The organism is Cupriavidus sp. SK-3 (assembly GCF_000611145.1).
In the GTDB taxonomy this organism is placed as follows: domain Bacteria; phylum Pseudomonadota; class Gammaproteobacteria; order Burkholderiales; family Burkholderiaceae; genus Cupriavidus.
Window position 1 is genome coordinate 1 of sequence record NZ_JFJV02000109.1, and the last position, 7,349, is coordinate 7,349.

Genomic DNA, 7,349 nt, shown 5'->3' on the forward strand with positions numbered 1-7,349 from the left:
GAAACTTCTCAGCCACGACCGAGCGGCTCCCAATGGAGCGGGTGAAGGAAATCGAAGGGGATAGTCCTCTACTCGCCCGCTAGACGCGGAAATGTTCCACAGTCTGCCCGGCGTTGACTGCCCGCTGCAACCAGTCCGGAATTGAGGGATTGCCGGGATTTCTTGTTGCGCCATGCAGAGCACAATGCAGAGGGTTGCATCGCTCGCCAGACGGGTTCCGCTGTACCCCCGACTTCATCCGTACGGGCTTTCCCGCGATCTGCTATTGCTTCGCCAAGCGGGCAATTTCTGCTCTCCAGGGCATGCATCGCCGATCCTCATCCAGGCGCCTGTCCCGGACGCGTCCCGGGGTGAGTCCAGTCCACCATCTTCCTCGTACAAGTAGACATCAGGCCACAGGTCCACGGCGCGTTCCGTGGCCGCCTACAAGTGACTGCGCATTCCCTCGAAGCACACCTTCAGCATGTGTTCGACGATCTCGTCGGTGCCGAGCTTGCTGTAGAGCTGTAGATATTCCACCGCCGGGTCGCAGGTGCGGGCGTAGTAGCTGAACAAGATCACGTCGTCGGGCAGCGACGGGTCCAGCTCTCCGGCCTTCTTGGCCTCGCCGACGAGCTTTTCCAGTTGCCGGTTGAGCTTGAGCACCCGCGTCACGTAGCGCAGGTTGCGGGTCAGCATCTCGCGCACGTGGGGGCTGGTGGACGGCAGGAACGGCAGCCCGCCGGTCAGGCGGACCCGCAGAGCCCATTCCAGCAATGCGCGCAGCCGCGCAAGCCCGGTCATGTCCACCGGCAATTGTTCAAGGTACTCGAGCGCACCGTCGATCAACCGGATCAAGGCCTCACCGACCAGATCCTCCTTCGATTTGAAATGCTTATAGAGGCTGGGCTTGGAGATGCCGACCTCTAGCGCCACGTCGTCCATGGTCATCAGGTCGAAGCCCTTGATCCCCAGGATGCGCGTCGCCGCGTCAAGAATGGCGTTCTCGCGAAGCTTGAAAGCCTGGTCCTTAAAACTGAGCCTGCCGAAAATACTCATTAGTAATTATCGCTACTATGTAGTAATCTTTTTTCCAACGCGGTACGAATCCATCATAGCACCCATCCAGGCACAGCGATGTCGAATTCAGAAGAACCCCGGCAGAGCCGGTCCGATAACCCCGCCAGGCACAGGGTTGCCGGCGCCGTTGCCTGTTTCCTTTGTGGCGAGGATCAGGCATGAGTGGCGCACCCGGTTCCTATCCGCGTGGCCAGCGCATCGCGGTGGTCGGCGCTGGCATCTCGGGCCTGGCGAGCGCATATCTGCTGTCGCGCCGGCACAACATTACGCTGTTCGAGGCCGGCAATTACCTCGGCGGCCACACCAATACCGTCGACGTGGAACTGGAGAGATCGTGCCATCCGGTCGATACCGGCTTCCTGGTTTTCAACGACCGGACCTATCCCAACCTGATCGCGCTGTTCGCGGAACTGGGCGTCACTGCCCACCCAAGCGATATGTCGTTCTCGGTGTCGCTGGACCAGGGCCGACTGGAGTGGGCGGGCAGCAATCTCAACACGGTGTTCGCGCAGCGCCGCAACCTGGTTTCCCCGAGTTTCCTGTCCATGTTACGGGATATCGCGCGCTTCAATGGCGCGGCCGAGCGTAACCTGGTCATGGCCACGCAGAGCGGCTGCTCAGTCGGCGAACTCCTGAGCGGTGGCGGCTATGGCCATCCTTTCCGCCAGAACTACTTGCTGCCGATGGCCGCCGCAATCTGGTCCAGTGCCACTGCGGATATCCTGCGCTTTCCGGCGGCGACCTTCCTGCGCTTCTGCCTGAACCATGCCCTGTTGCAAGTCAACAACCGGCCGCAGTGGAAAACGGTGCTTGGCGGCGGGCGCGAGTATGTACGCCAGATTGCGGCGCAACTCGGCAAGCGCGGGGCCAGCATCCGTTTGTCGACGGCAGTGCAGAGCATCCGGCGACACGACGCGGGCGTGGACCTGCTGACCGATAACGGCCCCGAGCACTTCGATGCCGTGGTGCTGGCAACCCACGCCCCGACCACGCTGCGTATGCTGGCCGATGCCGATCCTACTGAGCGTTCCGTGCTTGGCGCGGTGCAGTACCAGCCTAACGTGGCGATCCTCCATACCGATCCCGCCCTGTTGCCGCGCCGGCGCCAAGTTTGGTCGGCCTGGAATTACCTCGGCCGCTCGGTTGGCACCAACGGCCGCGATTCGAGCCCGGACGACTGCGCTGCCGACCCTGCCCGTCCGGTCTGCGTCAGCTACCTGTGCAACCAGCTCCAGCCGCTGCCCTTCAAGACTCCGGTAGTCGTGACGCTCAATCCGATCGCGCCGCCGGCACCGGGCACTGAACTGGGCCGCTACCAATACCAGCATCCCGTCTTTGACCTGGCCGCGGTGGCGGCGCAAGCCAGGGTACCGGCGTTACAGGGCCGGCGCCGCACCTGGTTTGCCGGTGCCTGGACGGGCTATGGCTTTCATGAGGACGGCCTCAAGTCCGCCCTGCGCGTGGCGGCCGATTTCGACGCATTGCCTGATTGGGCACGAATATGAGCGCCGCTTCCGACAAGCCTGCTGCCTGGCTGATGGTCGGGCGCGTGATGCACGAACGCCTGCGCCCGGCGCGCAACCGCTTTGTGTATCCGGTGTTTTTCCTGCGCTGCAATCTCGACCGTCTTCCTGCCTTGCGCCACTGGTGGTTCGGCATCGATTGCTGGGCGCCGCTCGCCCTCTACACGCGGGATTATGGCCCGCGCGATGGCAGCGGACTCTCGTCGTGGATGCGCCAGTTGCTGACGCAGGCCGGCCTGCCCGTCGACGGCGAGATCTGGCTGCAGACCTTCCCCCGGGTTTTCGGCTACGCCTTCAATCCGGTCAGTTTCTGGTACTGCCATGACTGCGCCGGTGACTTGCGCGCGGTGCTGGCGGAAGTTAACAACACCTTCGGCGCCAGCCACCGGTATCTGCTGTCGGCACCAGACCAAGGCGTGATCGGTGTCAGCACCGTGCTGACCTGCCGCAAGGCCCTGCATGTTTCGCCCTTCTGCCAAGTCGAAGGCGGCTACGCGTTCCGCTTTCGCGATACCGAGGGCACCGCATTTGCCGGCATCGACTATTACGACGCGGGGGGCCTGCTGATCCGCACCGCGATTGGCGGGCGGCGCTTGCCGTTTTCGCGCCCCAATGTGCTGGGCGCACTGGCGCGGCAGCCATGGCTCACGATATCGGTGATGGCACGTATCCACTCGCAGGCCCTGCGCCTGTGGCTGAAGAAGGTGCCTTTCCATGGCAAGAACCCCGCACCATCGGCTACGCCGGCAGAAGCCGTTTTTGCCGGTGCGGCTGGCGCCTCCCGCCCCGCCGGTCCACCCGGTCCGGCAAACCGCAACCCCTCCACCAACCTGCCGCAGTCCGAGGATAACCAGCCATGACGCCTTCCCGCGCGCTTACCTTGCCGCCCGACGGTGCCCCTGCGTCAGCCCGTCTCTTTCTGACATTGCTCGAACGTATTTGCGTCGGCCACCTCCTGCTGGTCACGCCTGCGGGCGAGCAGCGCCTGTTTGGCGACCCCCACGGCGGTCCCGGGGCGCGCCTGGAGCTGCATGACTGGCGCGCCTGCGGCGAGATCCTGCGCGCCGGTGATATCGGTTTCGCCGAGGCCTACCGGGCGGGCTGGGTCGACAGCCCGGACCTGACCGCGCTGCTGCGCCTGGCCATCCGCAACGAGCCAGCGCTACCGCAGACCGTGGTCGGCAGCTGGCTGGCGCGGCTGTGGTATGGCCTGCGCCACGTGTTGCGCCCCAACAGCCGCCAGGGCAGCCGGCGCAATATCCATGCACACTATGACCTCGGCAATGCCTTCTACCAGCGCTGGCTAGACCCGAGCTGGACCTATTCCGCCGCGCTGTTTCAGGGCGAGAAGAATCGCTCGCTTGAAACCGCGCAGTACGCGAAGTATCAGCACATTGTCAACACCCTCGCCCTCAAGCCCGGCATGCGCGTGCTGGAAGTCGGCTGTGGCTGGGGCGGCTTTGCCCTGCATGCGGCCCGCCAGGGTATTCAGGTGCACGGCATCACCATTTCCGTGGCCCAGCTTGAGGTCGCCCGGCGGCGCGTGGTCGAGGCGGGGCTGGAAGGGCTCGCCAGGCTGGAACTGCGCGACTATCGCGACGTCGACGGCGAGTACGACGCCATCGTCTCGATCGAGATGTTCGAGGCAGTGGGCGAGCGTTACTGGCCCAGCTACTTCGGCATGCTGCGCCAGCGCCTGCGGCCCGGGGCACGCGCGCTGGTGCAATCGATCACGATCGCGGAGCAGCGCTTCGAAGCCTATCGTGCCAGCAGCGACTTTATCCGCGAGTATGTGTTTCCCGGCGGCATGCTGCCAAGCCCCCGGCGCTTTCTGCGCGCTGCCTTGCAGGCCGGGATGGACGGCCGCGCCACACTGGCCTTCGGCTCCGATTACGCGCAGACGCTGCGCCACTGGCGTGCCGCCTTCGAGCAGGCGCTGGACGATATCGCCGCGCAGGGCTTCGACAATACCTTCGTTCGTACCTGGCGGCTCTATCTGTGCTACTGCGAAGCGGGATTCGACGAAGGCCGTACCGACGTCATGCAATTTGTGTTGCAAAGGGCGGGGTGAGATGCGCCGCGCCGCTGTCGCCCTCATCATGACCATTCTCTGCGCGCCTGTCCTAGCCGCGGCCGGCTGGCGCGCCGACGTACAGCCGGCTCGCCTGTCGGGCGAAGGCGAGTTCCGCGTGTTTGGCTTCCGGCTCTATACCGCCCAGCTCTGGAGCGCGCGTCTGCCGCTCGCGCCGCAGGCTCCCTTCGCGCTGCAACTGACCTACGACCGCAGCATCAAGCGCGAGCGCCTAGTCGAAACAAGCCTGGACGAGATGAAGCGCATCGGCAGCGCCGGCGGCACCGCACCCGGCCCGCAACAGCTCGAACGCTGGCGGGCGCACATGGCGCTTGCCTTTGTCGACGTGCGGCCCGGCGATACGCTTACCGGAGTGTTCGTGCCCGGCAAAGGCGTGCGCTTCTACGCCGGCGAGCAACTGACCGCGGATATCGATGACCCGGACTTCGCCCAAGCCTTCTTCTCGATCTGGCTCGATCCCGCCACCCGTGCGCCAGCATTGCGCCAGCGTCTGCTCGGGCTGACGCGATGAATACCCCGGGCGCCGCGTCCGCCGCCACGGTTCCCGCCATGGCGGCCTATGGCCTGCTCGGGATGCCGCTATCCATGGCGGCACTGCCAGTCTATATACAGGTGCCGGCCTACTACGCCAGCGAACTGGGACTGGCCTTGTCCGCCACCGGCACGGTACTGTTCGTGGCCCGCTTGGTCGATACCGTGCAGGATCCCTTCCTCGGTCGCTGGATCGACCGGCTTATGCAACGCGGCAAGCTGGCGCCGGCCTTATGGCTGGCGTGCCTGATGCTGGCCGTCACCTTTGCCGCACTGTGGCTGCCGCCGATGCGGGGCGCCGCGCTGGCGGCCTGGCTGGCCCTTACCCTTGTACTGGTCTACAGCGCGCACAGCGTGGTCAGTATCGCCTACCTGGCCTGGGGCGCGCGCCTTTCCCGCGACCCCGCCGCCCTCACCCGCGCGGCTGCCTGGCGCGAAGGAGCGGGCCTGGCGGGCGTGATGCTGGCCAGCGTGCTGCCGCCCTGGCTGCTGGGTAACTCTGGCTGGCCCGCGGAGCCAGCCATGGCCAGCTACGCTCTGCTGTTTGCTGCCTTGCTGCTGGCGGCGCTGTGGCTATTGCTGCGACGCGCGCCAGCCTGGCGCCACCATGACGCAGGGGTGGCGGGCTGGCGCGCCACATTGGCCAACCGCGGCTTCCGGCATTTGCTGCTGCCCTATTTCCTCAACGCCGTCTCGGTATCGATACCGGCTACGCTGGCCCTGTTCTTCATCCAGGACCGGCTCCGTGCACCGCAGTGGTCCGGGGCATTCCTGGCCACGTATTTCGCCGCAGGCGCCGCAGGCCTGCCGCTCTGGACCCGGCTGTCGGCCCGGCTCGGGCCTGCACGCGCCTGGCGCCTGGGCATGGTACTGGCGGTAGCCGCCTTCGTTTGGGCGGCGGGGCTCGGCGCGGGCGATACCGGCGCCTATCTGGCGGTCTGCGTGGTGGCTGGCTTGGCACTCGGTGCCGATCTTGCGTTGCCGCCTGTGCTGCTGGCCTGCCTGATTCCCGCGGGGGAGCAGCCCGCCAGCTACTACGGCATCTGGAGCCTGCTGGGCAAGCTGGCGCTCGCGCTATCCGGCCTGGCTCTGCCCTTGCTGGCGTGGTGCGGTTATCAGCCTGGTGCCGGCGGGAGTCCGGCGGGCAGCCATGCGCTGGCGCTAGTCTACGGCGGCCTGCCCTGTGTATTCAAGCTCGCCGCCATGCTGTGCCTGCGCATACGAGCGACGCCCAAATCCTCAATGGAGAAGCCAATATGACCCACATCGGCCTACCCGGCCTCGTGCACCGGCGCTCTCGGTGTCGGCGCTGGCTGCTGTGTTCCGTCTTCTCGCTGGCGGCCTGCGCCGGCCCGGATGTTTCCCGATACGCGCAGCAGCAGCCAGTGCTTGATGTGCCCGCCTTCTTCACCGGCAAAACCGAGGCGTGGGGCATGTTCCAGAAACGCGGGGGCGAGGTCGTCAAGCGCTTTACGGTGGCCATCGAAGGCAGCCAGCAGGGCAACGACTTTGTGCTCGACGAGCATTTCAACTACAGCGACGGCACCACCGAGCGGCGCACCTGGACGCTGGCGCGGCAACTCGATGGCACTTGGCGCGGGCGTGCCGGCGATGTAGTGGGCGAGGCGATCGGACATAGCGCCGGCAACGCCCTGAACTGGCGTTACACGTTGAGGCTGCCGGTGGGCAACACCACCTATGACGTGCAGTTCGACGACTGGATGTACCTGGTCGACGCGCACACCATGATCAACCGCGCCAGCGTCTCGAAGTTCGGCTTCGAGGTGGGGCAGGTCACGGTCTTTTTCAGTCGGCCGCGGTAGCGGCCGCGGCTGGCTGCCGCCAGGTCGATCCGCCGTTGCAATTTGCTATTGGTTCAATCAGAAGAGGCAAGTATGGCCTGGATGGCACTCAATCCGCGCTGGACCGAATGGAACGGGAAACGGGTATGGCTGATCGGCGCTTCGAGCGGCATCGGCGCGGCGCTGGCGCGCGCCCTGCTTGCACGCGGCGCCTGGGTGGCGCTGTCCGCGCGGCAAGCCGAAGCCTTGAGGGTGGTGGCGCAAGACGACGCAAAGGCGCTCCTGTTACCGATGGACGCCACCGACCCTCGCGCCTGGGGCCCGGCGCCCGCCAGCCTGCGC

General features: G+C 65.8%; 8 protein-coding genes. 7 read left to right on the top strand and 1 reads right to left on the bottom strand.

Features of this window, described 5'->3' with window-relative positions; translation table 11 throughout:
• Nucleotides 1-423: 423 nt before the first annotated feature.
• Nucleotides 424-1,038, bottom strand: a complete 615-nt coding sequence (locus CF70_RS11910; protein ID WP_035864517.1) for a TetR/AcrR family transcriptional regulator — start codon at nucleotides 1,036-1,038, stop codon at nucleotides 424-426.
• Between the two features lie 179 nt (nucleotides 1,039-1,217).
• Between CF70_RS11910 and CF70_RS11915 the strand changes: the two genes are divergently transcribed.
• The 7 genes from CF70_RS11915 to CF70_RS37720 form a co-directional block, all read left to right on the top strand.
• On the top strand, nucleotides 1,218-2,564 hold the full coding sequence (locus CF70_RS11915) for an NAD(P)/FAD-dependent oxidoreductase (protein ID WP_035864519.1): 1,347 nt from the start codon (nucleotides 1,218-1,220) through the stop codon (nucleotides 2,562-2,564).
• Nucleotides 2,561-3,442 (top strand): DUF1365 domain-containing protein, encoded by an 882-nt coding sequence (locus CF70_RS11920; protein ID WP_051648296.1) that lies wholly within the window; start codon nucleotides 2,561-2,563, stop codon nucleotides 3,440-3,442. The genes CF70_RS11915 and CF70_RS11920 overlap by 4 nt, the downstream gene beginning before the upstream one ends.
• Entirely contained in the window at nucleotides 3,439-4,653 is a 1,215-nt protein-coding gene (locus CF70_RS11925; RefSeq protein ID WP_035864521.1) for an SAM-dependent methyltransferase, read from the top strand. Before CF70_RS11920 ends, CF70_RS11925 begins: the two co-directional genes overlap by 4 nt.
• 28 nt (nucleotides 4,654-4,681) lie before the next feature.
• Nucleotides 4,682-5,185: a chalcone isomerase family protein gene (locus CF70_RS11930; protein ID WP_235185008.1), complete on the top strand. Its 504-nt coding sequence runs from the start codon at nucleotides 4,682-4,684 to the stop codon at nucleotides 5,183-5,185.
• Complete coding sequence (locus tag CF70_RS11935; RefSeq protein WP_051648298.1) at nucleotides 5,182-6,465, top strand: MFS transporter; 1,284 nt, start codon at nucleotides 5,182-5,184, stop codon at nucleotides 6,463-6,465. Before CF70_RS11930 ends, CF70_RS11935 begins: the two co-directional genes overlap by 4 nt.
• Complete coding sequence (locus CF70_RS11940) at nucleotides 6,462-7,028, top strand: DUF3833 domain-containing protein (RefSeq protein WP_051648300.1); 567 nt, start codon at nucleotides 6,462-6,464, stop codon at nucleotides 7,026-7,028. The genes CF70_RS11935 and CF70_RS11940 overlap by 4 nt, the downstream gene beginning before the upstream one ends.
• Nucleotides 7,029-7,109: 81 nt before the next feature.
• Nucleotides 7,110-7,349, top strand: a 240-nt coding sequence (locus tag CF70_RS37720; RefSeq protein ID WP_235185011.1) for an SDR family NAD(P)-dependent oxidoreductase, incomplete at its 3' end; no start/stop codon positions are given.